We start from the raw sequence: 24579 nt of genomic DNA, 5'->3' as shown, positions 1-24579 counted from the left end.
CCCGCATAGCGGGCCCGACTTGTTTTAAACAGGTCCGACAGGTTGGGTAGCCAGTATCTGTCGGGCTAATTAATATTCGGACATGTACCAGGAATTAGTTGATCAGAAAGCAAGGTTAGCTGTTATTGGTTTGGGCTATGTGGGCCTGCCGATAGCATTGGAGTTTGCCCGCAAAATTTCCGTCATCGGTTTTGATATCAATGCAAAACGGGTGGAGTTGATGCAACAGGGCATAGATCCCAGTAAGGAAGTGACTGCCGAAGAGTTTAAGGGTACGAATATTGTTTTTACCGATAGCCTGGAAGCATTGAAGCAGGCCAATTTCTTTATAGTGGCCGTACCTACGCCGGTAGACAAGTACAATGTACCCGACCTGAAACCCTTGCTCAGTGCCTCTGAAACGGTGGGCAAGGTGTTGAAGAAAGGCGATTATGTGGTGTATGAATCCACCACCTATCCGGGCTGTACGGAAGAGGATTGTTTGCCTGTGCTGGAGAAGGTCTCCGGCTTAAAAATGGGTGTTGATTTCAAGCTGGGCTATTCACCCGAACGTATTAACCCGGGAGATAAGAAACATACCCTGCGTACTGTGGTCAAAGTGGTGTCAGGCAGTGACCAGGAAGCCCTGGATGAAATAGCCAGGACCTATGAACTGGTAGTAGATGCAGGCGTACACCGCGCTTCTACCATTAAGGTAGCCGAGGCTTCCAAGATCGTAGAAAATACGCAGCGCGACCTGAACATTGCGCTGATGAATGAGTTGTCGCTGATCTTCGATCGCATGGGTGTCAATACTTATGAGGTGATTGAAGCGGCAGGCTCCAAATGGAATTTCCTGCGTTTTCAACCGGGTCTGGTAGGCGGGCATTGTATTGGCGTAGATCCTTATTACCTCACGTACAAAGCAGCTTCTCTGGGCTATGAGTCGAAAGTGATCACGGCCAGCCGGTATATCAACGATGACATGGCCAAATATGTGGCGCGCAAGATCATTACCCACGTATTGCGTAATTCCAATGATCCTAAAGTACTGGTGAAAGGGGTTACCTTCAAAGAGAATGTGAGCGATATCCGCAATTCAAAAATAGTAGATACGGTAAAGGAATTGCTGGCTTTCAATATCCAGGTAGATGTGGAAGATCCTTATGCAGAAAATGAAGAAGTGTATGAAGAATATGGATTGCATTTGGTGAAAACGCCTGCCAGGGATTATGATGCAGTGATCGTTACTGTTCCGCATAAACCTTATACCACCCTGAGCGATGCTGATTTTGCAGCCATGACAAGGGAACACGCATTGATTGCCGATCTGAAAGGAATCTATAAACATACCATCACGAGCAGAAAATACTGGAGTTTATAATGGCTAATTATACTAAAACCTTTATGATCACAGGCGGCGCCGGTTTTATCGGCTCGCATGTGGTACGGTTGTTTGTAAACAACTACCCTCAATACCGTATTGTAAACCTGGATGCCCTTACTTATGCAGGCAACCTGGAAAACCTGGAAGATGTAAAGGATAAACCCAATTACATTTTTGAAAAGGGGGATATTAATGATGAGAAAAGGATCACTGAGTTATTTGAACAATATAAGTTCGATGGCATCATCCACCTGGCTGCTGAAAGCCATGTGGACCGTTCCATTATAGACCCGCTGGCTTTTGTGCGTACCAATGTACTGGGTACGGTAACGCTGCTGAATATCTGCAGGCAGTACTGGAAAGGGGATATGGGCGGTAAATTGTTTTACCATGTATCTACCGATGAAGTGTATGGTTCATTGGGTGAAACCGGTTTCTTTACTGAAGAAACTCCTTATGACCCCCGCTCGCCTTATTCAGCGTCTAAAGCTTCTTCCGACCATTTTGTAATGGCGTATCATCATACTTATGGATTGCCGGTGATCATGAGCAATTGTTCCAATAATTACGGCTCACACCATTTTCCTGAGAAGCTGATACCGCTCATGATCAACAATATCAAGAACAACAAGCCATTGCCGGTATATGGTAAAGGAGAGAATGTGCGTGACTGGTTGTATGTAGAAGACCATGCCCGCGCTATCGACACCATTTTCCACAAGGGTAAGGCAGGTGAGAAATACAATATCGGCGGCTTTAATGAATGGAAAAATATTGACCTGGTACATCTGCTGTGCAATATCATGGATAAGAAACTGGGCCGTGCTGCAGGTGAGTCGGCCAAACTGATCACTTATGTAACAGACAGGCCAGGACACGATCTGCGTTATGCCATTGATGCCAGTAAACTGAACAAAGAGCTGGGTTGGACACCTTCCCTGCAATTTGAAGAAGGACTGGAAAAAACGGTAGATTGGTACCTGCAACATGAAGATTGGATAAAACATGTTACTTCCGGGGATTACCAGCATTACTATACTGAGCAATACGCAAAAAGATAATATCATTTCACATGCCTTTTACCGAGACAGGATTTTCGGGGTTAATGATCTTTGATCCCCTTGTATTTGAAGATAGCCGTGGATATTTCTATGAATCTTATAACGAGAAAACCTATGCCCAACAGGGAATAACTACCCGGTTTGTGCAAGACAATCAGTCCTGTTCCAGCTATGGTGTGATCAGGGGATTGCATTATCAGCTGGACCCGCATGCACAAACCAAACTGGTACGTGTGCTGAGTGGTGTAATACTGGATGTGGCGGTAGACATCCGCAAAGGTTCTCCCACATATGGTAAAGTTTATGCAGTAGAATTATCAGCCGCAAACAGAAGGCAGTTATACATACCACAGGGTTTTGCCCATGGATTTTCTGTGTTGAGTGAAACGGCCGAGGTATTGTATAAGTGCGATTCCTTCTACAACAAGGAAAGTGAAGGAGGGATCATTTACAATGATCCGGCCTTGCAGATAGATTGGAAAATAGCGCCGGATAAGGCCATTGTATCTGATAAGGATATCAAACTGCCCGGGCTGGCTGAGTGTAAAAACAATTTTGTGTTTGAAGGTTAATCATACTTATGGCAAAGCCTACAATATTGGTTACGGGTGCTAATGGACAGGTGGGTATGTCACTCAGGACTTTATCTGCCGCTTATCCTGCCTTCGACTTTGTTTTTCTTACAAAAGATGAGCTGCCCATACACCGGTTTGAACTGGTAAGCCAGTATTTTGATGTAGTAAGGCCGGCTTATTGTATCAATGCAGCAGCCTATACTGCTGTAGATAAAGCGGAGACGGATAAGGAAACCGCTTTCCTGGTCAATGGAGATGCGGTAGGCGTGCTGGCATCAGCTTGCGCCAGGTATGGCACTAAATTCATCCACATCTCTACCGATTACGTTTTTGACGGTACTTCACCGGAACCTTATAAAGAAGACACCCGTACGAACCCTGTTAATGTTTACGGGGTTTCCAAGTTGCGGGGAGAAGCGCTGTGCCTGCTGTACAATGCTGATGCGATGATCATTCGCACAGCCTGGGTATATTCGGAACATGGTAACAACTTCGTGAAAACCATGTTGCGCCTGATGAAAGAGCGCCCGGCCATCAATGTGGTGAGCGACCAGGTGGGTGCGCCCACCTACGCGGAAGACCTGGCGAAGGCGATGCTGGAGATCGTGAGCCGTGGGTCGGGGGGCGGGAGTCAGGAGTCAGGGGCCACGACGCAAGGCTCTGTACCTGGAACTCAGAACACACAACTTCAATGGACTCCTGGTATTTATCATTACAGCAACCAGGGTCGCATTAGCTGGTATGATTTTGCGGTGGCAATCAAAGAGCTCACCGGCAGTGCCTGCTCCGTGAATCCAATTCCTACTGTCCAATATCCTACGCCTGCCAAAAGGCCTTCTTTTTCATTGTTGGATACGCATAAAATACAAACTACCTATCAATTGGCGATCCCGGCATGGAAGGACAGCCTGCAGCGTTGCCTGCAACGCTTGCAATAGGAAATTACAGAGAGAGGTGTCACCTCTGATTAGATTCATATTATGAACAGACATTGCGATATAATCTGCTTTACCTTATCAAGATGGGACTCCACCATCTCGTCTCCGGCGCTGGCGCTGGCCATCGAGTTTGCCAAGAACAACCGGGTATTTTATGTGGAACATCCTTTCTCCTGGAAAGATTATGCAGGCATGCGCAATACGGCACAAATACAATCCCGTAAACCCGCTTTGCTGAAAGGCAAGGATATCTATACCAATCCGCCTTCCCTGCCTTCTAATATTACCGTAGTAACGCCCAGGCTTACCATTCCGGTCAACTTTCTGCCGCCAGGCGCTTTGTACAATAGCCTGGCTAAGATGAATGATAAGATCGTACTGAAAGTGATCCGGCAGCTCATCAAAGACTACCAGGTAAAGGATTTTATCTATGTGAACTTCTTTGATCCTTATTTTGTACGCAGCCTGCCGGCTGATATAAAACCTGTATATAGCATTTACCAGTCGATGGACGATATTTCCCAGGTTGCCTACTCCAACCGGCACGGTTCCCAACTGGAAGAAGAGATCATCCGCAATTTTGACTTTACATTATGTACCTCCAAAGAGCTCACCAGGCTGAAGAGTGCATTCTCACCCAATACTTATTTCCATCCTAACGCAGCCGACATTGATATCTTTAAGAAGGCTGCTGTTGAAATCCTGCCTAAGCCCGTAGAGTTGCAGCCTATTAAAAAGCCAATTATTGGTTATACCGGCAGCATTGAATATCGCTCTGACTTTGAATTGCTGAAGAAGATCGCAGAGCACCATCAAGACAAAATACTATTCCTGGTTGGTCCTATTCAGGGAGAAGAACACAAAGAAGTTGGCCTCAATAAAATGCCCAATGTGGTCTTTGCCGGGCCACGTAAGATTACAGAACTGCCCAATTACTTACAGTACTTTGATTGTGTGATCATTCCTTTCAAAAAGAATACACTTACCAAAAGCATTTATCCCCTCAAGATCAATGAATACCTGGCAGCCGGCAAGCCAATCATTGCTACCCACTTTTCAGAAGATATTTATACCTTCCGGGAAGTAGCCTATGTGGTAGACAGCCATGAGGAATTTCTGCAAACTATTGATAAGGCGATAGCAGAAAACAACGAAGCGCGCAAGCAGGCCCGTATGCAGGTGGCAGCCACCAATACCTGGACGGCCAGGGTGGAACAATTCTGGCAAATACTGGAGAAAGGGAAGAAGGGTTAAAGGTTGACCAGTTGATAAGGGGAAGGACTGAATGCATAAAATGTCTAAATACATTCTAATAACTATTATTGGCATTTACCTTAGCCTTGCGGTTTGTGCGCAGCAACCCGGACGTATCCTTTCTTTTGGTGTAGGCACAGATGTGAAAGTGACTATCGATCTTCCTCGTGTCATAAATAAGGACCGGTCTACCACCATTGTATTCTTCGCTTTGCCCAATGGTAATACTACTGCGCAAACAATGGGCAAAAAGCTGGTAGCAGGAGATGACTGGCATTACGATATACAACATATCAGGGCGCAAACACGCTTTGTCAGGAAAGCCTGGAAAAAACACCAGGTGGTAGTAGCCTACCTGGAGAGTACCCAAAAAAGCTGGCCCCAATGGAAAACGCTACACAGCAATTACAAAGAATTGGTACAACATATTACTGATACCGTAATAAGCTTGATCCCTGCCAGGCACAAGAACGTTTACCTTAATGGGCATAGTGGGGGCGGGCGGTTCATCTTCAGTTACCTGGATGGCGTGGATAACATTCCTTCTGATATACAGCGTATCAGTTTCCTGGACAGTAACTATGGATATGACTCCAGCTACACCGGCAAACTGATCACCTGGTTGCAGCACAATAAGACCGCCTGTTTAAATGTATTTGCCTATAATGACAGTGTAGCTTTGTACAATGGAAAGCCGTTGGTATCTGCCACAGGCGGTACATGGTACCGTAGTCACCGTATGTTGGAGGATCTGTCTTCAACCTTTGCGTTGAAGGAGGTTCGCAATGACAGCCTGATCGTTTACAAAAGCAGTGATGAACGCATACAATTCTTCCTTAAGATCAATCCCGACCGGAAAATATTCCACACGCAACAGGTAGAACTGAATGGCTTCATTCATTCCCTGTTTTGTGGTACCCGTTACGATTCACGTCATTACCAATATTATACAAAAAGAGCCTATTCAAAGTATATTGTACAGGCTCCTGACTTGTAGAGCGGCGCTGTGCCCGCCAAAGTTGTTGGTTATTTGATTGCTGTGATAGCAGTGCCGCCATGTTTGCTTTGTGTTTTAACGATGCCAAACCCGGGTGCAAACCATTCAGTCCCTTCTATATTGACCGGTATGCCAATACCCATGGTCTTGATAGTCATCTTGCTCTTATACGATATTTTATAGCACTCCCAGGTACCGGCAGTTGTAGTCACTGATTCTTTGCCCTCAACCTTACGCTCGTTGACGATCATGATCACGGATTGCTTCATACCATTGGTATTGATCTCGAGGTTCATCGTAGCATCTTTCAACTGATCGCCCTCCTTCATGGAGGAAGGATATTCCATATAGATATTATCGGCTTTGGCATCTGTACTGGCAAACTGCTCCTGTTGGGCAGCGGGCAATGACATTTTCATATCGACCATCATGGCGCCGCCTTTGCATTGGATGGTGCCTTTGCCTTTGGCCAGTGATTTTCCTTTTTTATTGAACATCTCGGAGTTTAGGGAGGCTGTAAGCGCTCCGCCACTTTGCTGTACATCCGACACGGTATAGATCTGTTTGCCATTGTCATCACCTTTCTTGTCGTACATGGTCATCTCAATGGTCTTATTATTCTGCAGGTAATAATAACTTTTACAATCCTGGGCTATTGTGGTGGTGGCCAGTACGCCTGTTAAAAGCGCCAGCAAGCATGTCTTTTTCATAAAAGTTGTTTTACGGGTGTTTACCTGCAAAGTAACACCCAACCCCAGGAGTGTACAATACCCTGTTTGTGGTAACTATGGAATATCCGGTATTTGGGAGAAAAGGAGCTGTAACTGGTCGGGAGCTTATTTTTTAACCGCTGCCGAATCTTTGGGAGTACCCTGTTTGCCGGGATTGCGCCAGGCACCAGTCATCCGGTTGACGATCTCTTTCACGACCGTATCGAATTTTAATACCTGGTCCGGATTGCAAAGGGCGCGTACTTGTTGGAAATGCTGGAAGGTGATCAGGTCCAGCTGCTTTTGAAGTATACCTATTTCATCAGCTTTTTCCTGCAATATGGAATCTGTTGGACTGGGATCCTTTAGCAGGTCGAAGAATCTCTTTTTGGTATTACGAATGGAGTCCATGAGGGGCTTTTGCCGGCTAAGCATGGAGTCTCTTAATTTCCAATAAACGACTTCCTGATCTTTATCTAACTTCAGTTCATTGACCATAAATTGACCCATTCTCCGCTGGCGATCGCCATCACCCTGGCCCTGACCTTGTTTGGGATGGTCAGGAGTCTTCATTGACCAATAGATGGACAATGTGATGATGTTGGTTACCAATAAGATAGCTACTAAAACCAGTAACCATTTCTGCCTTGGAAATTTCGTCATGGTGCTACAGGGGTTTCATCATATACGGGGTAGGTGCCCATTGCATAATCGGATGCCAAAAGTTGTTGTTGTGTGTTTTCAACTGGTGCGGTTTTCTCCTGGTGCCACATTTCCATAATGGCTGTGGTATTCAGAATGAGGACAATAGCTGCCAGGCTCAATGCCAGTGCAGGCCTGGTAAGGAAGCGTACGATCGGGCCACCTGTATTTTCCAATTCCCGCTCCATCCGGCCCCGGAGACGGGTATAAAAGAACGCGGGCGCCTTGGCCCGTTGGATCCCCTCCAGGCTGTTGAGCACCTCATCGATCCCTTGTGGATTGTTCGGCTTGGTTGACATGATCTTGTAATTTATGTAAACTATATTATTTGACGTTATCAGATAGTAAAACCTGCGAATATCAGCCCCCTTGCTGCAAATGTTTTTCCAGTATTTTCCGCAGGTTTTGCCGTGCCCGGAAAAGTAAGGATTCCACTGCCGATACGGAAAGTGACATTACATCTGCAATTTCCTGATAACTAAGTTCTTCTGTTTTATGTAAGGTAAATGCCGTTTTTTGGTTCTCAGGCAGCTGTTCGATCGCTTTGAACAACAGGGCCGCCTGCTGTTTCCTGTCCAACGCCACTCCCGGATGATAAAAGTCAACCGGGTCATGCAACAACTCATTATCGGCCCCAAACAAGCTGGTCAGGAAGGCAAACCTTTTTTTCCGCTTCTTGCTCCGGATATGGTCCAAAGCTTTGGTGGTGGTAATACGGTATATCCAGGTGGATAGGCGGGCATCTCCTTTAAACTGGTCGATCGATTTATATACCTGGATAAAGACCTCCTGTGCTACATCTTCAGCATCAGAGTCGTTCTGCACCACACCTAGGGCGGTATTAAACACCATATCCTGGTAACTTTCTACCAATGTTTTGAAAGCCAGCTCATCACCCTGCCGGAGAAGTTGTATTAGTTCCTGTTCATTCAAGTAAATCGCCCGATTAGAGTTTGGCGCTACAACTTACGAATTCCTTCGGAATAACAAAAAGTCTCTATACACAAACTTGCCCGCCAGTCTTTAACAGACAATGATTTAGGCCCGGGCGTCGCATTTTGCCTGGAAATAAACGATAGTTTTGTACAAACCTGTATGCATGAAGGGCAAAAAAATGATTGCCAGCAAGCCTGTCAGAATACTTTTATACTGGATATATCTTTTGGTGATCGTTTTTATCTTGCTGGAAATCATTCTCCGCCTCTACAACCCTTTTCACCTGCGACTGAAGGGAGATAAGATCATACTTCCCGTCAACAGGCACCAAACGATCACCAATGATATCAATCCCAAGCTGGATAGCATCATCACCAACGACAGGAATGGATTGGGCTTCCGGGGACCCGGATGGCCGGTAGACGGAAAAAAGCACCTGAGCATAATTACGATTGGGGGGAGCACTACAGAGTGCCGTTTTCTGGATGATCAACGTACCTGGTCTTTTTTGCTGGGCCAAAAGCTGGCGGATTCTCTGAACAATGTGTGGCTGAATAATGCCGGGATGGACGGACATTCCACCTATGGGCATCTTATTATGCTGAACGATCACGTCAAGAAATTGAGGCCATCTGTTGTATTGTTTCTCACGGGTATCAATGATGTAGAAACCAGCCAGCCTTCATTCCACGACAATCTCAATACCAGGGGCGGCTGGTCTGACTTCAAACATTATGTTTTTGAAAACAGCGAGGTGCTGAACCTGCTCTTAAATCTCTCCCGGGGATGGCGTACCCAAAAATTCAACAATCCTTCCCACCACATGGTAGTGCTGAACAATGATAAATTGGTAGAGCTGCCCGATTCGGTGATCAATAAGCGATTGAAGGAGCAGGAACCCTATTTAACAGCTTACAGGAGCAGGTTATTGCAATTGGTGGATACCTGCAGGGCAAACAATATCCTGCCGGTATTGATCACCCAACCCAATCAATTTGGAGCAGGAAAAGATACTTTAACAGGCGCCGACCTGGAACTATTTTCCCTGGAGCCTGGGCTCAATGGCAAATTGTTGTGGACCATGCTGGAACAATACAATGAGGTAGTGCGTGTGCTGGGCAGGGAAAAGCAAATTCCAGTCCTTGACCTGGCTCACCTTATGCCCAAGAACAGCCTTTACTTTTATGATGCCTCCCACTTTACCAATGCCGGTGCTGAAAAAGTAGCTACCCTGCTGACCGCTGAACTGGCGCCCATACTGGAAAAGCAATTCCCTGCATACAGGAAGACAGCCAGTCAGCCGTTGCCATAAACCTTTTCAAGAATCAGTCTTCCATCAATCTACCAGGATGGTCTTATCGGCCAGCGCCATGGCAGCGATTTCATCCTTACGTTTAAAAACAACACCTTTTTGTTTGCGGGCAAATTCAATAAATTCTCTGGCAGCCTGTACCATTTGTGGAGTACCGCCGATGCGGTCATGAAAGCTTACCGACATCATCCTGCGCTTGCGGGCCGATTCAGCATAGAGTTGCGTGAATTCCAGCTTTAGCTGCTGCAAGAATTGGTCGGCAGAAAAATGCTTACCTTCTATCAGTACAATATCATTGCAGCGGAGGGTGTAGGGAACAACCACAAAAGGCTGGCTATTGACGGTAGTAATAAAAGGTTCATCGCGGCTCAGGTCATCTATATGATACAGAAATCCCAGTTCCTGCAGGATCTTCAGGGTATTTTCTCCTCTTCTTAGCCAGTTGGCATTGTAGCCAACAGGTGTTTGACCAGTCACTTTTTTCACAGCCTCTACACCATCCTGAATAAATTTCTTTTCTTCTGCGTAGGATAGGTTGTATTGTGATTGCCAATTCATTCCATGCGCTGCGGCTTCATGTCCACGCTGCACGATCTCTTTGGCCAATGCTGTATTTTTCAACACAGCAGCTCCTACCATATGGGAGGTTACTTTGATATTGTGTTGGTCCCACAGATCAAGCATGCGTGGAATACCCTCCTTATAGCCGTATTGGTACCAGGTAGCTGCGGGCAGGTCCTTGTACCCCTGCTGCATGTTTTGTGGAAAAGGACTTTCTGCATTATCGGGTTGTCCACCTGCTTCAAATTGCATAGAAATGGAGATCACCAGTTGTGAACCATCTGCCCAATGCGTGGCCAACAATGATTGGGAGGAAGTTGATTGTGCTGTGAGCATATTAAGTGGATTGATCAGTGCGGCGGCGGCCATACTGCTTTGTTTAATAAAAGTTCTCCTTGCGGTTGACATTATTTTTTATTGAAAAGTTGATCAGCTGCAAAACTGTTCAGGTGAATAAAAGATAACAGGCCAGCCAGAAAAAGTAAGTGTATCAATTGGGAGGGCAGGGCGCTCCATTCTTCGATCAGGCAGGATCCGAAAATAAGCAGGAGCATCACTATGCTGCCGGCGATCAACGCTCCCCTGGTAAACAACCCGGTGATCAGCAATAACCCGATCCCGAATTCAGTGATCGGCAATGCATAACTAAACGGCAATACCAACGTCTGGGGTAGCATGGAATGAGCAAAGTTGCCGGTCATCCATTTACTGAAGCCCCGTAGTTTGGGCAGGCGCACCAGTCCGTGGCCAAACAGGCTGAGCCCGATGCCCAGCCGCAGCAGTAAGAAAGTGAGTGTGTTGTTGATCATAGTATGAAAGTATTTTTAAAGGGTTATACGGTCACAATAATCTTGCCCAACGTTCTGCCCGTTGCGAGTGCTTCGTGAGCTGCCGCCATCTCTTCGAAGGGGAATATTTTTGATACATACGGTTGGGTGATGCCTTTTGCCAGCAGATCGGCGATGGACTGTATATCCTTTTCGTTGGTTGATACCATAAAGAAATATCCGTTAATACCCTTTGCTGCTGCTTTTTCTTTGACCAGATCAGCAAATGCCGATACAATGGAAAGCGCAATGCCACCTTTTTTCATCACTTCAAAGCTGCGCTCAATATTATCGCCGCTGATGGGGTCCAATACAAAGTCATGATCCTTACCGGCAGCATCCAATGGCTGTGTATGATAGTCAATATGCTCATCGGCTCCAAGACCCAACACAAAGGCTTTATTGGCAGCAGATGAAGTACCCACCACATAGGCGCCGAGGTATTTAGCTATCTGCACGGCAAAATGCCCTACACCACCGGCTGCTGCCTGTATCAACACCCGCTGGCCGGGCTGCACTTTGGCCTCGGTAACCAACGCCTGCCAGGCTGTTAAGGCCGCCAGCGTAGCGGCTGCCGCAGCTTCATGGGTAATATTGGCCGGTTTCAATGCCAGGTGGCTGGCAGGTGCTGCTACAAATTCAGCATAGGCATTGCCAAGCCCGGGGAAATTGACCATACCAAAAACTTCATCACCTGTTTTGAACCGGGTTACGTTTTTACCAGTCTCCACTACAATACCCGATACGTCCCAGCCAAGTACAACTGGCATCAGGTCCTTGATCCGGCCAGCCATACCTTTGCCTGAACGGGTTTTTATATCTACAGGATTGATACTGAGTGCCTTTGATTGGATCAACACCTCGTCGTCCTTTATGGAAGGCGTTGGGATATCTTTAAAGATCAGGTTTTCTGTTCCTCCAAAGTCTTGTAATACAATAGCTTTCATATTTCTTGTTTTGATACCTCAAAGGTCGCAACCGGCCATGGACCATTTGTTGTACAATTATGGGAAATGGCTGTACTTTTGCCAGTGTGGAAAGAAGAAATCTATACCAGCCCTTTGAGGTAGAATACCAGGAAATGGACGAATGTCCTGTATCTGCACATATGCACAATTTCTTTGAACTGGTGTTTATTTTGGATGGCACCGGCATGCAATGCATCAATGACAATAAGTTTGAATACAAGCCCGATCAAATGTTCCTGCTAATGCCGCAGGATTGTCACTCTTTTAAAGTTAAGACCACGACCAAATTCTTCTTTATCCGTTTCAATAATATCTATCTGCAGGCGCAGCACAAGGAGTGGATACAAAAGCTGGAATTCATTTTCGAGAACAACAATCACCTGCCGGGTTGCATACTGAAGAACAGGAGCGATAAGCAATTGGTAAGATCGCTGGTGGAAGCGATCATCCGCGAACAGGTAAACCAGCAGGCCTATCACCTGGAGCTGGTTCAGCAGATCATCAATACCCTGATCACCGTTGTTGCGCGCAACGTTACTTTTACTGTACCGGCAAAGCTGCAGAAAAAGGGAGTAAGCAGCACATCTCTTGACATGGTACATTATATTCATCAACATATTTACAGTCCTGATAAACTAAAGGCCGAGTTGATCGCCAGCCAATTCAGCCTTTCGCCCGGCTATATCAGTGAGTATTTCAAAACCCATACCGGCGAGAGCTTACAGCAATACATTACCAACTACCGGCTGAAACTGGTGGAAATACGCCTGCGCTACAGCGATCTGCGCATGAATGAGATTGCCTTTGAACTCGGCTTTACCGACGAAAGCCACTTGAACCGCATGTTCAAAAAATACAAGGGCATGAGCCCTTCAGATTACAGAAGAGAGTTGAAAGCAACGGCATAAGAAAAGGCTGCTCCCATTGCTGGAAGCAACCTGTTGTGAAACCCCGTCCCGATCAAAATTTAAATTCATGGATATGGCCGCCTTCCGTCCATCCATACACTACAGGCATGCCATTGACCGTGACCATGGCTACATGTTTGATGGCTGGCTGCCCGTCTCCACCGATCACAGCACGCCAGGAACCACCGGCTGCATCCGGTGTATACTCCCACACGTTTTTGTTGATGACAAAATATCCCTTGTTGCCAATAGTAAAGGAGGCGGTAGTTTGTGAGGGGAGGTCCTGCGGCATATCTGTTACCCTTGTTATCCCGGCGCCTTCTACAAATTTGTAGAAAGCATTACGGGTTTGCAGTTGTGCAGGAAGTGCTCTTCCGAAATAGACCTCATTTCCCAATACTACGGTACTGCCACTATTTAATTCACTAAAGGGCGCGTTTGTAGCTTGTACCCAGCTTCCCTTGTTGTTGTTGGCTGCCGGGTTAAATTCATACAGGATGGTTCTGGTGCCGCCAAAGCCTGTATAGATCTTATTATTCAAAGTAAAGGAGATAGCGCCTGCCGTGCCCTCCGGATAATCGGTGAGTTGTGTAGCCGTATTGGTTTCCGGATGATACTCCCACCAGCTTTTGTTGGAGGTTGACTGGTTGATGCCGGTGCCAAAAAATACGCGGTCATTATGCACTACTGCGGTGGGACGGAATAGGTTTTGTTTAGCCATCTGAGTAGGCGGATGGGCCAGTACTGCCCATCCGGCATTGTGATTGGCCGGATCATACATTACATACGATGCTTCGGCGTCTCCGTTAAACAAGGCTGTGAACCCCCAGTAAATTTTATTCTTATGTACAAATGATACGCCACCGTTAAACAGCAGGGTTTCCGGGGTAACGAGCCTAACGGTCTTGTCCTCCCAGTGTGCAATGGGGCCGGTTTGTGTAACAGTGAACAATTCATGGGTTAGCTCCGTATATGCTCCGGAGATCACTTCGATCTTATGACTGGTGAGGCTCGTATTGACAGGAATAGTAAAAGTCAACGAAGTATTGGTACGGGTGGTGGGCTGGCATTCAATGTTGTTGAATTTTATCCTGGTATTGATGGTGAAATTGATACCCGTAATGGTGACCAGTGTGCCGATAGGTCCGGATGCCGGCGAAAAGCCCGATACAGAGATCATGTCCCGGTCTACTATAAAATCTGTAGCCGATGTATCTACCTGGTTACCGGTTTTTACAATGATCTTACCCGTGGTGGCATCCTGGGGTATCCTTACAGTTAATTGCGTAGTAGTGGCGCCAGTTATAAGCGCATTAGCAGGGGTACCGTTGAAGGTTACCGTGTTCTGTGAGATATTATCCTTAAAGTTCTTTCCCTCAATGATCACCTCTCCACCGGGCATACCTTTCGCCGGAGCGAATGAGGTAATTTCCATGATCATATTGTTGGGTGTGGGCGGTGCCGGGTTGGGGCCAGGATTGGCCGGATTTTTTCCACAACCATACAGGATGACATATCCTGTTAATAATAAAGCCAATGCCAGTCTTGAATAAAATACCTGATTGTTACTACTACTCATCGTGTGTGTTTAATTAAACTAAGTGAATTATCTGTTGGTTGTTGTGCTGAGGTAATTATATCAATACCGCTGATCAAAAATCCATCGGTGTTAATGACTACCTTAAGGTGGAAGAGACCTGAATATTCAAACGAAAAAGGAGTCTGCTGCTTTGCAATAGTAACTGAAGCACCGGTGCACATCGCTTCGTTATTCTGTATCAATATGCCATTATGAGAGGTAGAAGACCCCGCCCCAAAAGCAGTCATGATCAGGATAAGACATAAAAGGGCTTGCTTCCCAGAGATGTTCCTGAAAGGTAATGTGTATTTAGGCCCAGGCCAGGCACGTTTATGACCGGGCAGGCAGATCGCATGATAACCTCCCGCGGGGTGATATAAGGGCTGTTGTTTACGCATGGTCTATACATTAGTGAGCCATCCATATGGAGCAGCCATACAGATACGCCTCCAGTGAATCAACAGGATGACTGTTTTATCACTATGAATAAATACTTATGATACGGCGGGTGTATCAATAAGCTAATAGAAATCCTGTGGGAATCTTAAATGGAAGGTGTGTGCATTCTCGATTCGTACATGCTGCTTGTACAGCTATGTCACCGGCGCCAGACCTGAGGGTGGAGTAGAAGCCATGGCTTCCGGCTGGGATGGTGACAGTTCATTAGACGCAAACGTTGCGCCAGGGTTAACAGAAATGGGGTAAAAAATTATTATTTAGCTGGTTTTGGCAGTTGTGCCAGGTAATACAACTACCAAAGCGATGGCGGAGCCGCAGATATACGCAAGCCAGTCACCTGCTTGCCAAAATACTGTCAACAATATGCCGAAACCTTTTTTTACTATCCGCGCTACACTTAATTTTAAATCTCTGACTAAACAGGTAGAAAAAGTTACGATATGAAGAACAATGCGGTCATCATTACAAATGGTTTGTTATCCGATAAAAGCGCCAAAACAGCCCATGGATTGATCCGTGGTTCAGATAAATATCGCATCATGGGTGTTATCGATGCCACCCATGCCGGTAAAGATGCCGGAGCAGTAATTGACGGGCGTACCAGAGACATACCAGTATGGGCCAGTCTGGAAGAAGCTATACAGAAAAGTCCGGAGCCCATCGACTATAGCATTATCGGTATTGCTCCAAAAGGTGGTAAGCTTCCCCGTGAGTTGAGGCAGGTATTGGAAGCCAGTCTCAGCAACAGGATATCGGTGATCAATGGGTTGCATGATTTTCTTACCGATATTCCGGAAATGGTATCATTGGCCAATATACATGGTGCTACCATTACGGATATCAGGAAGCCAAAGGACAGGAATGAATTGCATTTCTGGACAGGCCGTATTTATGAAGTTAAGTGTCCCATCGTGGCCGTATTGGGATTGGAAACAAACCTTGGCAAGCGTACCACTACCCGGATGCTCAGAGAAAGCTGCCGGGCCAATGATATCAATGCTCAAATGGTGTTTACCGGACAAACAGGGTGGATGCAGGACGGCAAATATGGATTTGTATTGGATACTACCATCAATGATTTTGTGGCAGGAGAGTTGGAGCATGCTATCTATACCTGTTATAAGGAGACCGATCCAGAGATAATTTTCCTGGAAGGGCAATCTGGGCTGCGTAATCCAACAGGTCCTTGTGGTTCAGAGTACCTGGTATCGGGCAATGCACGTAAAACGATCCTGATATTTTCACCGAAAACAACCTTTTTCAGCAATATACCTGCCTGGGGTAAGATCCCTTCTATAGAAGATGAAATAGCCCTCGTAAAAATGTATGGCAGTGAAGTGATCGCCGTGGCTATTAATACCAATGGGTGTACGGAGCAGGAAGCCTACCAGTACCAGCGGCAATATGAACAACAACTCGGTATCCCGGTATTGCTGCCGCTGCAGGAAGGTGTTGACGAGCTATTGCCAGTTATACGCAGCATGATATAGATTACCATTCAATAAACGTATCATTAATCAGGCATTCATGAAGATCAGGTCCATTGTAGCCAGTTGCGAAGACCTTCAACTAATAAGGCCCTACACCATCGCCTATAAGACAGTAACGGCGGTGGAGAATGTAGTGGTGAAAGTTGAATTGGAAAATGGGATCATAGGCCTGGGTACCGCCAATCCCAGCAAGTATGTGGTGGGAAGCGATACTGCCGATACCTTACGGGCCCTGCAACCGGAGCTACTGGCACCCTTTCAGGGAAAGGATATCCGGGAATTTTATTCCCTGCTTCAACAGGTGCATCAACTATTCCGCCAGGAAGCTGGTGCTGCAGCAGCGTTGGATATTGCTTTGCATGATGCGTTTACCTGCTGGCTGGGTGTACCACTGGTTAGCTTCCTGGGACAGGCGGCGGCAGGATTGCCTACCTCCATTACTATCGGCATCAGGAATGTGGTAGATACCCTGGCCGAAGCCCGAGAGTATATTGATCGGGGTTTCCGTATCATTAAAGTGAAGCTGGGCCATTCGGCTGAAGATGATGTGGAACGCCTGGTGAAGCTGCGGGAAGCATTTGGTGATGCCATTGTGATCCGCGTTGATGCCAACCAGGGTTATACTGCAAACGAGCTGTTGAAGTTTTACAGAAAAACATTGTCCCTTTCCCTGGAACTGATCGAACAACCGATGCCGGCTAATGCGATTGAAGAAATGAAGCAACTACCACCTGAGATCAAAAAATTGGTTGCAGCAGATGAATCACTGGTCAGTCCGGCCAATGCATTTCAACTGGCTGACGGACCTGCGGCCTGTGGTATTTACAACATTAAGCTGATGAAGTGTGGTGGCATACAGCCTGCCAGGGAGATTGCTACCATTGCCCGGCATGCGGGCATTGAGCTCATGTGGGGATGTAATGATGAAAGCATCGTGAGCATCAGTGCGGCACTGCATGCGGCATTGGCTTCGCCTGCTACCCGCTACCTCGATCTGGATGGTAGTTTTGACCTGGCGCGCGATATAGTGAGTGGCGGTTTTACCGTGAAGGATGGGTATATGTCGCTCACCGGCCAACCCGGTTTGGGTGTAAGGGTACTATAATTTTATTTCAAACTTTTTAGGGGGCGCCATTTCCCAGTCAATCTTTCTTTTTACCAGCCAAAGCTCCTTTACATCTTTCACCAGGATCACAAACTGGGGGTAAAACTCTTCGTTGTCACTGATGGCGATAAAGGTTTCTGCATCCTTTTTATACAGGCGCTTTACGAGGATGTCATTTTCCAGCACTACCACATAGATATACCAATTGGCGATCTGGTACCACTGATCCTGTTCTATGCGTTCGCATACGAGGTGGTAACCTTCTTTGTAGGTAGGCTCCATGCTATCGCCCTTTACATCAAATACCCTGTACCGCTCTCCTTTGTAAGGGAATCCCGGAAGGCTTGTCTTTTCTAAATTATCAAGGTATAAAGGGTCATGGTATCGGTTGGAATAGCCCGCCTGAGCGGGTATGGGTACATACACAATGCCATCATTCTCCAGATCAGGCTGACTTTTCTGCTTGCGCCTGGATAGTAAATATGGAGTTTTCTGTTCCTCCAATCTGTTATCGGTAATAAATGTTGGAGAATCTGCTGCATCTCCATATAGAAATGCCTTGATCGTGGCTTCATCCTCAGCTTTGGGACTGGTTCCTTCCTGCTTCCATTTATAGATCCGGTCCTTGGGAATTCCCGTTATCCTTGAAAAATCAGGCACCTTAAGATTTTCCTTTGCCAGCTTTTCGTACAATTTGACAACCAATTGATTGATAGGATTTGTCGCCATATGATAATGATAATGTGGAAAAATATCCAAATGAAGGAGCTTGTTTTATGGAGAAATCTCCATTATCTTTGCTTCCCGTCAAACAAAATAACAAACATTATCGGAGAAAATTGCCCTTTGGGCGTAAAAAAATGGAAATGTCTACATTAAAAAATAACAAAAACACCTTAGCCATGCAAAAGATCCTTTTATTAGTGATGATGCTTTTTACAACAATCCTTATCCGGGCCCAATCTGTTTCCGGTGATTCCTACACATTCGGCAATTCTTTAAGTGGAACAGCCGGCCGGTTCAGCGAACCCTCCAAAACCATCCGGTCCATCAAATCCAAACGGGAATGGCTGGCCAAATACCAGTGGTTGATGGATAGTATGTATACCCAGCTTACTACAGCAGCAGCGGTGGACGACTTAGTGGAGGAGTACACGGTGCAGATAAGTACAACCGATGCCAACCCGGTAACTGCCTTTGCCCTGCCCACAAAACCAGGGTACAAATACCGGTTGGAAGTAGTATGCAATGGCATACTGGACAGGGGAAACAGCTCATTGGAAGGGAAAAAGAAAAGAGGTTTCCTGGTAGATGCCGGATGGCTGATCAATGCCGGCACCTTGTCAACTGTGGAGCCTACGGAGTATTTAGGCAGTGGATTGTCTTCTGCCGATTATTCCATCACCAGCAGCAACAGTGAAATTATTGTACAAGCCACCGGCGAAACAAATTCACTCATTACCTATGAATTCAAAATAAAGGTGTACACCATCTGGGCTAACCTGTAACCACCAGAAAAGAAAAAAGGCCGCAACTTTATAAGTTGTGGCCTTTTTGTTGCCCGACCAGGATTCGAACCTAGACAAACTGAACCAAAATCAGTTGTACTACCATTATACTATCGGGCAGCCTTGCCAATTTCTCAATTGGGAGTGCAAAAATAGGTGTTCCAATCATTTGCGCCAAATGGTTTTTAAGAAAAATCATTTACTTCCATAACATTCTTTGCCACAGGTCATAAAGTGCACAATTGAAGGGGAATTATTGTTTAATTTTCCGATAAACCAAGGCACATGAATCCCTATACCCGTCGCTCCTTCCTTAATAAAACAGGAATTTTTTCTGCTACCGGCTTATTGGCAGCTATTACACAGCCTGCCTGGAGCCGGAATCTTGATCATGCATTGCAACAGGCAGCCAGTATTCCCCCCGATCAGTTGGCAGGAGAAGAGGATTTCTGGTATTATGTGCAGCAATCCTACACCGTTTCTCCCTCATTGATCAACCTGAATAATGGCGGGGTATCACCTTCTCCCAAAACGGTACAGGATGCCATGAAGCGTTACCACGACCTGAGCAATGAAGCGCCCAGTTACTATATGTGGCGTATCCTTGACCAGGGTAGGGAGCCCTTGCGTAAGAACCTGGCATTACTGGCCGGCTGCTCCCCGGAGGAAATAGCTATTCACCGCAATGCATCGGAAGCCCTGGAAACAGTCATTTTTGGATTGCCGCTAAAAGCAGGCGATGAAGTAGTATTGAGCAAGTACGATTATCCCAATATGATGAATGCCTGGAAACAGCGTGAATTGCGCGATGGCATCAAGCTGGTATGGGTAACACCCGAACTGCCAAGCGAAGACAATGAAGCAATGACGAGCGTTTATACCAAAGCATTTACTGCCAAAACCAAGGTGGTTCATTTAACGCATGTTGCTAACTGGAATGGCCAGATCTTACCCGTGCGTAAGATTGCTGATGTAGCCCACCAAAAAGGAATAGAAGTAGTGGTGGACGGAGCACACAGCTTTGCGCATTTTCCATATACGATCCCCGAGCTGGGCGCCGATTATTTCGGTACCAGCCTGCATAAATGGCTGAGCGCTTGTATAGGAAGCGGGCTTTTGTACGTGAAGAAAGAAAAGATCAAAAATCTCTATCCGCTGTTTGCTGCCCCAGACCCCAAAAGTGAAGATATTCGCAAGTTTGAGAACATGGGAACCCGCCCTTTCTTTATTGAGCAGGCGATTGGTAAAGCCATCGAGTTTTATGATATGATTGGCGGGCAGCGCAAAGAGCAGCGCCTGTTTTACCTGAAGAACTATTGGATGAGCCGCGTAAAAGATATTCCTAAAGTGCAACTGGGCACCTCTATGAAACAAGGATTTGGTTGCGCCATTGGACTGGTAAACGTGGAAGGCAAAAAGCCCGGTGAACTGGAGAATTTCCTGTTGAGTAATTATAAAATACATATTACCACTGTAGATTGGGAGAACCTTAAAGGGGTGCGGGTAACTCCCAATGTCTATACGACCACTAAAAACCTCGACGTATTGGTTCAGGCCATTGAAAAGTTTGCGAAAGGAGGATTTTAATATTACTTACTAATAATCTTGATCTCAACCCGGCGGTTTTTGGTTTCTTCCAGGGACGTACGTTCTTCAGGGAACAGCTTCTGGCTGCTTCCAAATCCCTTGTATTGCATGCGCTGAGCTGCAATGCCGGCACTTACCAGGTAATCGTAGATAGCTTTTGCCCGTTGTACCGACAGATCCGGAGCGCCGGTATCTACATCGGGACCATCAACCCCACCCGACATACAACAAACATGACCATGTATCTCAATTTGGAGGGTAGGGTTGTCTTTCATCACCCTGTACAGTTCCCGTAAAATGCCAAAGGAGCCAGATAATAAAAAATGCCTGCCGGGTTCAAAGTTCATATTGGGCAACACCAGCTTGCTGCCCACTTTCACGGAACTGTCTTTGATCATGTCTGATAAACGGGATGATGCAGCAGATGCCACTGGCACCACTTGCGCTTCTCTGGGAGGCACTGTAGCCTTAACCGGCGCCTGTTTACCAAAGATCAGTTCTACCCGCCGGTTTGTAGCCCTGGCTGCATCAGTGGTGGTAAGTTCCAGCGGTTGACGTTTTCCCAGTCCGGCTTCCTGGCCAAACAGGGCAGGGGAACATCCTTTGCCCTCCAGGTATGCCCTGGTGGTCCTTACCCTTTCCTGTGACAGGGAATCATTGTAATGATGGGAGCCTACAAAGTCACAATGGCCTGCCAGGGAGATCCGGGTGATGATAGCCAGTGGATTGAGCTGTAAAAAGCTATCCAGCGTAGCGGTAGCCGGTTTGGTGAGCGTAGCCTGGTTAAAATCAAAGCGCACCAGCAGGGTATCTGTTGTTTGCTGCGACCGGGCTGCATGGCAGCATACGGTCATTAACAGGGCAAAGCAATAGGATCTCATACCTGAAGCGATTTTCATGGTTATAACGGATAAGACGAAAGAATGGATACATTGGTTGGGGTATAAAATAACAAAAGGGATGATCAACAGATCATCCCTTCATCAATACTATTTATTCATCAGACCTAGTTGACCTTGACCAGGTATTTATTCTTTTTGCCTTTTTGTACCAGCAAGTATTGCCCATGTAATAACTGGCTGTTTTCTATGGTGAGCTGAATATCATCAACCTTTTTGCGGTTAATGCTTACTCCCCCACCCTGAATGGTTTTACGGGCTTCTCCTTTACTGGGAAAGATGCCTGCTTCGGCCAGGAAGGTGACTACATCTACGCCGGAATTGATCTTATCAATAGGGAATTCAAATTTTTCAAGGCCATCCATTCCTTCCAGGTCTTCCAGGCTTAAGGATTCTGCCGGGGCATTCTGGTTGGCAAAAGCTTTTTCTGTCGTTTCCAGTGCTGATGCCAATCCCTGTTCTCCATGAACAAACACAGTTACTTCCCTGGCGAGGGCCTTTTGCAATTCCCGTGCTCCGGCATTTTCCTGGTGTTTGCTGATCAATCCATCCACCACTTCTGGTGTTAGGAAGGTAAATATCTTGATCCACTTTTCTGCGTCCACATCATTTGCATTCAGCCAGAATTGGTAAAATTGGTAGGGGGTAGTTTTGCTGGCATCCAGCCAAACATTGCCTTTCTCTGTTTTGCCGAATTTAGTGCCATCGGCCTTGGTGATCAGCGGGCAGGTAAAAGCAAAAGCTTCTCCGCCAGCCTTCCGGCGTACCAGCTCGGTACCGGTGGTGATATTGCCCCATTGGTCGCTTCCGCCCATCTGGAGCTTACAGTTCTTATGGGTATACAGCCAGTAAAAATCATATCCCTGCATCAGCTGGTAAGCAAACTCTGTATAGCTGATGCCTGTATCGCCCTCAATGCGTTTCTTCACACTGTCTTTGGCCATCATGTAATTGACTGTGAGGTGTTTACCTACATCCCGCAGAAAATGGATAAAGGAGATCTCTTTAAACCAATCGTAGTTATTGGTCATTTCGGCAGCATTGGGTTTTGCCGGGTCAAAATCCAGGAACTTCGACAGTTGATTCCGGATTCCCTCTACATTTACCTGTAACTGCTCTTCACTCAACAGGTTACGCTCTTCACTTTTCATGGAAGGATCACCGATCATGCCGGTGGCGCCTCCTACCAGTGCAATGGGCTTATGACCAGCTTTTTGGAGGTGTACCAGTAACAGAATAGGTACCAGGCTACCAATATGGAGACTATCGGCCGTAGGGTCAAAGCCAATATAAGCCGTGGTCATTTCCTTTTTCAATTGCTCTTCGGTGCCGGGCATAATGTCTGCGAGCATGCCCCTCCACCGTAATTCTTCTATTAGGTTCATAATATATATATCTTTGACATTGAGTAGCTAATGGTAAAGCTGAATAAAAAAAAGAATATCCAAACTGTTCAGGCCCCAATAGCGTATTTAATTAGGCGTTATGGCCTCATTGCAAGGTAAATCAATGAATTGTGCAAATGTAAGGATTACAGCAGGTTTACCCGGGCAGAAGCAATATTTTCGTCATAAAAATCGTTAGTCTTAGTTAGGTTCCGGTGGCCTGAAATGGCTCATTTTCAGCGATCGGCCCAACTGTCTCAGGGTACGTGCAGCCAATATCATAATGAAATAACCTTTGTAAATGAAATTGCTTATTCCGAAAATTGGATCAATGAAGAGAGCTTCATGTGTTGTCGTAACCCTTGTGATAGTCCTATTATCACAACAAAGTTCCTATGCTCAATTTCGCAAATATTCCAATGAGTTTTTGAATATTGGTGCAGGCGCCCGCGGTCTTGCAATGGGGAGTGCCCAGGTGGCCAGTGTGCATGATGGTACGGCTGGTTATTGGAATCCGGCGGGTCTGGTACATGTTAAGGACCAGCCTCAGCTGAATCTGATGCATGCTGAATATTTTGCAGGTATCGGCAAATACGATTATGGCAGCCTGGCGATCCCGCTGAAGGATAACAAAAGGGTATTGGCTTTGTCGCTCCTTCGCTTCGCGGTGGATGATATCCCGAATACCATCTTCCTGGTAGAAGCCGATGGTACTATCAATTACAACAACATTACCAGTTTTTCTTCTGCCGATTATGCCTTCCTCTTATCTTTTGCACAACCTATAAAATTGCGTGATCCCGAAAAAAGCTTAAGCTTCGGAGTCAATGCTAAAGTGATCCATCGTAAAGCAGGAGATTTTGCTACCGGTTGGGGATTCGGTTTCGACCTCGGTTTGCAATACAAAAGCAAACGGTTGCAACTGGGTGCTACTGTGAGGGATGTAACTACCACTTTTAATGCCTGGACATTTAACCTCAATGAGCGCGAAAGAGAAGTGTTCTTTCTTACCAAAAATGAGATACCCGTCAAATCAACAGAACTTACCGCTCCCAGACTGATTCTAGGGGGTGCTTATAATTTTAAGATCAGCCGCACCCTGGGTTTACTGGCTGAGGCGAATGTAGACCTTACCTTCGATGGCAAGCGCAATACCGTATGGGGATCAGATGTAGTGAGTGTAGATCCCAAGATCGGGTTGGAGCTTGCGTGGAAAGACGTCTTCTTTGTAAGAGGAGGTGTTAATAACCTTCAGAAAGGACTTGACGATGATGATATCACCAACCAAAAAAAGATCTGGATCTATCAACCCAGCGTAGGTGCAGGATTCAAAATATCCGATGTGCAGATCGACTATGCATTTACCAATCTGGCTAATCAATCTAATCCGTTATATACGCATGTTTTTTCGTTGAAACTGGATCTAAGGAAAAAACAAAAAAAGTAATCAGT

At 46.2% G+C, this 24579-nt stretch carries 25 protein-coding genes and 1 tRNA gene; 13 read left to right on the top strand and 13 right to left on the bottom strand.

Going from position 1 to position 24579, the window contains the following annotated elements:
• The first annotated feature begins 82 nt into the window (after positions 1–82).
• Genes D3H65_RS16390 through D3H65_RS16365 form a run of 6 tightly spaced genes read left to right on the top strand, consistent with a single transcriptional unit; the run spans position 83 to position 6191 of the window.
• Positions 83–1363, top strand: coding sequence for a nucleotide sugar dehydrogenase (locus D3H65_RS16390; protein ID WP_119051342.1), 1281 nt, complete (start codon positions 83–85; stop codon positions 1361–1363).
• Positions 1363–2427: a dTDP-glucose 4,6-dehydratase gene (rfbB, locus tag D3H65_RS16385; protein WP_245999515.1), complete on the top strand. Its 1065-nt coding sequence runs from the start codon at positions 1363–1365 to the stop codon at positions 2425–2427. The genes D3H65_RS16390 and rfbB overlap by 1 nt, the downstream gene beginning before the upstream one ends.
• Positions 2428–2438: 11 nt before the next feature.
• Positions 2439–2999, top strand: coding sequence for a dTDP-4-dehydrorhamnose 3,5-epimerase (rfbC, locus tag D3H65_RS16380; RefSeq protein WP_119051341.1), 561 nt, complete (start codon positions 2439–2441; stop codon positions 2997–2999).
• Between the two features lie 8 nt (positions 3000–3007).
• Positions 3008–3940 carry a dTDP-4-dehydrorhamnose reductase gene (gene rfbD / locus D3H65_RS16375; RefSeq protein ID WP_119051340.1) on the top strand — a complete coding sequence of 311 codons (933 nt, stop codon included), beginning with the start codon at positions 3008–3010 and terminating at the stop codon, positions 3938–3940.
• Positions 3941–3982: 42 nt separating this feature from the next.
• Positions 3983–5194 (top strand): glycosyltransferase, encoded by a 1212-nt coding sequence (locus D3H65_RS16370; protein WP_119051339.1) that lies wholly within the window; start codon positions 3983–3985, stop codon positions 5192–5194.
• 40 nt (positions 5195–5234) lie between these two features.
• A complete protein-coding gene (locus D3H65_RS16365) occupies positions 5235–6191 on the top strand; it encodes a hypothetical protein (RefSeq protein ID WP_119051338.1) in 957 nt (318 codons plus the stop codon).
• A 29-nt stretch (positions 6192–6220) separates the two neighbouring features.
• On the opposite strand, the gene D3H65_RS16360 is transcribed toward D3H65_RS16365, so the two are convergent.
• From D3H65_RS16360 to D3H65_RS16345, 4 genes are all read right to left on the bottom strand, one after another.
• Positions 6221–6901: a TapB family protein gene (locus D3H65_RS16360; protein ID WP_119051337.1), complete on the bottom strand. Its 681-nt coding sequence runs from the start codon at positions 6899–6901 to the stop codon at positions 6221–6223.
• Positions 6902–7027: 126 nt separating this feature from the next.
• The gene (locus D3H65_RS16355; RefSeq protein ID WP_119051336.1) at positions 7028–7564 is read right to left on the bottom strand and encodes a hypothetical protein; all 537 of its coding nucleotides are present in this window, start codon (positions 7562–7564) and stop codon (positions 7028–7030) included.
• Complete coding sequence (locus D3H65_RS16350) at positions 7561–7902, bottom strand: hypothetical protein (protein WP_119051335.1); 342 nt, start codon at positions 7900–7902, stop codon at positions 7561–7563. Before D3H65_RS16350 ends, D3H65_RS16355 begins: the two co-directional genes overlap by 4 nt.
• A 61-nt stretch (positions 7903–7963) precedes the next feature.
• Positions 7964–8536, bottom strand: coding sequence for an RNA polymerase sigma factor (locus tag D3H65_RS16345; RefSeq protein WP_119051334.1), 573 nt, complete (start codon positions 8534–8536; stop codon positions 7964–7966).
• A gap of 166 nt (positions 8537–8702) precedes the next feature.
• On the opposite strand from D3H65_RS16345, the gene D3H65_RS16340 reads away from it, so the two are divergent.
• On the top strand, positions 8703–9851 hold the full coding sequence (locus tag D3H65_RS16340) for an SGNH/GDSL hydrolase family protein (protein ID WP_119051333.1): 1149 nt from the start codon (positions 8703–8705) through the stop codon (positions 9849–9851).
• 24 nt (positions 9852–9875) lie between these two features.
• On the opposite strand, the gene D3H65_RS16335 is transcribed toward D3H65_RS16340, so the two are convergent.
• The 3 genes from D3H65_RS16335 to D3H65_RS16325 are packed head-to-tail and all read right to left on the bottom strand — an operon-like array spanning position 9876 to position 12186.
• Complete coding sequence (locus D3H65_RS16335) at positions 9876–10781, bottom strand: polysaccharide deacetylase family protein (RefSeq protein ID WP_245999514.1); 906 nt, start codon at positions 10779–10781, stop codon at positions 9876–9878.
• A 38-nt stretch (positions 10782–10819) separates the two neighbouring features.
• Positions 10820–11221 (bottom strand): DoxX family protein, encoded by a 402-nt coding sequence (locus D3H65_RS16330; protein ID WP_119051331.1) that lies wholly within the window; start codon positions 11219–11221, stop codon positions 10820–10822.
• 23 nt (positions 11222–11244) lie between these two features.
• On the bottom strand, positions 11245–12186 hold the full coding sequence (locus D3H65_RS16325) for an NADP-dependent oxidoreductase (protein ID WP_119051330.1): 942 nt from the start codon (positions 12184–12186) through the stop codon (positions 11245–11247).
• 86 nt (positions 12187–12272) lie between these two features.
• Between D3H65_RS16325 and D3H65_RS16320 the strand changes: the two genes are divergently transcribed.
• The gene (locus D3H65_RS16320) at positions 12273–13115 is read left to right on the top strand and encodes an AraC family transcriptional regulator (RefSeq protein WP_119054539.1); all 843 of its coding nucleotides are present in this window, start codon (positions 12273–12275) and stop codon (positions 13113–13115) included.
• 52 nt (positions 13116–13167) lie between these two features.
• Here D3H65_RS16320 and D3H65_RS16315 read toward each other — a convergent pair whose 3' ends face one another.
• Both D3H65_RS16315 and D3H65_RS16310 read right to left on the bottom strand, forming a co-directional pair.
• Positions 13168–14694: an IPT/TIG domain-containing protein gene (locus D3H65_RS16315; RefSeq protein WP_119051329.1), complete on the bottom strand. Its 1527-nt coding sequence runs from the start codon at positions 14692–14694 to the stop codon at positions 13168–13170.
• A complete protein-coding gene (locus tag D3H65_RS16310; RefSeq protein WP_119051328.1) occupies positions 14691–15092 on the bottom strand; it encodes a hypothetical protein in 402 nt (133 codons plus the stop codon). The genes D3H65_RS16315 and D3H65_RS16310 overlap by 4 nt, the downstream gene beginning before the upstream one ends.
• A 501-nt stretch (positions 15093–15593) precedes the next feature.
• On the opposite strand from D3H65_RS16310, the gene D3H65_RS16305 reads away from it, so the two are divergent.
• Both D3H65_RS16305 and D3H65_RS16300 read left to right on the top strand, forming a co-directional pair.
• The gene (locus tag D3H65_RS16305) at positions 15594–16643 is read left to right on the top strand and encodes a DUF1611 domain-containing protein (protein WP_119051327.1); all 1050 of its coding nucleotides are present in this window, start codon (positions 15594–15596) and stop codon (positions 16641–16643) included.
• A 37-nt stretch (positions 16644–16680) separates the two neighbouring features.
• Entirely contained in the window at positions 16681–17748 is a 1068-nt protein-coding gene (locus D3H65_RS16300) for a mandelate racemase/muconate lactonizing enzyme family protein (RefSeq protein WP_119051326.1), read from the top strand.
• Here D3H65_RS16300 and D3H65_RS16295 read toward each other — a convergent pair.
• Positions 17743–18477 carry a S24 family peptidase gene (locus tag D3H65_RS16295; RefSeq protein ID WP_162915664.1) on the bottom strand — a complete coding sequence of 245 codons (735 nt, stop codon included), beginning with the start codon at positions 18475–18477 and terminating at the stop codon, positions 17743–17745. The two genes, D3H65_RS16300 and D3H65_RS16295, sit on opposite strands and share 6 nt — an antisense overlap.
• A 173-nt stretch (positions 18478–18650) precedes the next feature.
• Between D3H65_RS16295 and D3H65_RS16290 the strand changes: the two genes are divergently transcribed.
• On the top strand, positions 18651–19256 hold the full coding sequence (locus tag D3H65_RS16290; protein WP_162915663.1) for a hypothetical protein: 606 nt from the start codon (positions 18651–18653) through the stop codon (positions 19254–19256).
• A 49-nt stretch (positions 19257–19305) separates the two neighbouring features.
• On the opposite strand, the gene D3H65_RS16285 is transcribed toward D3H65_RS16290, so the two are convergent.
• Positions 19306–19376: transfer RNA gene (locus tag D3H65_RS16285), tRNA-Gln, on the bottom strand.
• Positions 19377–19541: 165 nt separating this feature from the next.
• Here D3H65_RS16285 and D3H65_RS16280 point away from each other — a divergent pair.
• Positions 19542–20843 (top strand): aminotransferase class V-fold PLP-dependent enzyme, encoded by a 1302-nt coding sequence (locus tag D3H65_RS16280; RefSeq protein WP_119051323.1) that lies wholly within the window; start codon positions 19542–19544, stop codon positions 20841–20843.
• Between the two features lie 2 nt (positions 20844–20845).
• Here D3H65_RS16280 and D3H65_RS16275 read toward each other — a convergent pair whose 3' ends face one another.
• Together D3H65_RS16275 and tyrS are read right to left on the bottom strand one after the other, a co-directional pair.
• Entirely contained in the window at positions 20846–21724 is an 879-nt protein-coding gene (locus D3H65_RS16275; RefSeq protein ID WP_162915662.1) for an OmpA family protein, read from the bottom strand.
• A 125-nt stretch (positions 21725–21849) separates the two neighbouring features.
• Positions 21850–23127, bottom strand: a complete 1278-nt coding sequence (gene tyrS / locus D3H65_RS16270) for a tyrosine--tRNA ligase (protein WP_119051321.1) — start codon at positions 23125–23127, stop codon at positions 21850–21852.
• Between the two features lie 331 nt (positions 23128–23458).
• On the opposite strand from tyrS, the gene D3H65_RS16265 reads away from it, so the two are divergent.
• Positions 23459–24574, top strand: a complete 1116-nt coding sequence (locus D3H65_RS16265; RefSeq protein WP_119054538.1) for a putative type IX sorting system protein PorV2 — start codon at positions 23459–23461, stop codon at positions 24572–24574.
• Positions 24575–24579: the final 5 nt, after the last annotated feature.

It is taken from the genome of Paraflavitalea soli (assembly GCF_003555545.1).
Taxonomy (GTDB): domain Bacteria; phylum Bacteroidota; class Bacteroidia; order Chitinophagales; family Chitinophagaceae; genus Paraflavitalea; species Paraflavitalea soli.
The sequence above is the reverse complement of the archived record's forward strand: the minus strand, read 5'-3'. Positions and strand labels throughout refer to the sequence as shown.